At 39.6% G+C, this 697-nt stretch carries 1 protein-coding gene and 1 pseudogene; both read right to left on the reverse strand.

Translation table 11 applies throughout. The annotated features are described in order from the left end of the window. On the reverse strand, positions 1–398 hold a 398-nt coding region (locus L4C33_RS22665), incomplete at its 3' end, for a DUF4442 domain-containing protein (protein WP_428814605.1). 187 nt (positions 399–585) lie between these two features. After that, positions 586–697 (reverse strand): annotated as a pseudogene (locus L4C33_RS22670) (putative PEP-binding protein); the annotation flags it as partial.

The following is a 697-nucleotide window of genomic DNA, read 5'->3' on the forward strand; positions in this document are numbered from 1 at the left end:
GAGATGGTTACTGGTTGGTTAACCCTTTCTCCCGTCAGCATAGTTTGTCGTAACATATCATCAATCAACCCACCATCCACACAGGTGAAGTGCACATCGGCTTCAGGCCTTTTTAGAAACTCTCCAGTAACACCTTTAAATGCCAGTGAAATCTTTTCTCCATGCTGTTCAGCCTTATTCATGGCTAGAAAGCCACCTGCAACATCAGCACCAACGGCAAGTACACCAAAATACATACTATTCAGATGGTTCTTGGTTCGCCTTTTCAGCGGAATTTTAATTTCAACTTTTTGTTCATCAAGTTGAAGAATCTTCGGTCTACAAAGCCAAATAAACGGGACTTTAAAAAATCCGAATGCTGCCAAGTACAAATTGGCTTTTTGAAGAGGTGAAAACATAGGGCTGACAACCTTAATTTAAATTCAATCCGTTCAGCAACAGAATAACCAAACAAGTAGTCAGACCAGTTAACAATCAACCACAGAGATTGTCAAAAAAATGTTACAAAAAAAGAGACATCAACCTAAGCTAATGTCTCTCATATGATTTTTCTACGGGTCACATTAATGACTCGAAAGAAAAGCTTTAAGCAGTAACGACCGCTTCAACACCTACTAGATCAGCGATGTAACCCTGTAGTTTAGGACTATCGACTAACGAATGAGTAGCAAGTACGACAGGTTTCTTACTATGCTGT

It is taken from the genome of Vibrio makurazakiensis, assembly GCF_050337375.1.
Taxonomy (GTDB): domain Bacteria; phylum Pseudomonadota; class Gammaproteobacteria; order Enterobacterales; family Vibrionaceae; genus Vibrio; species Vibrio makurazakiensis.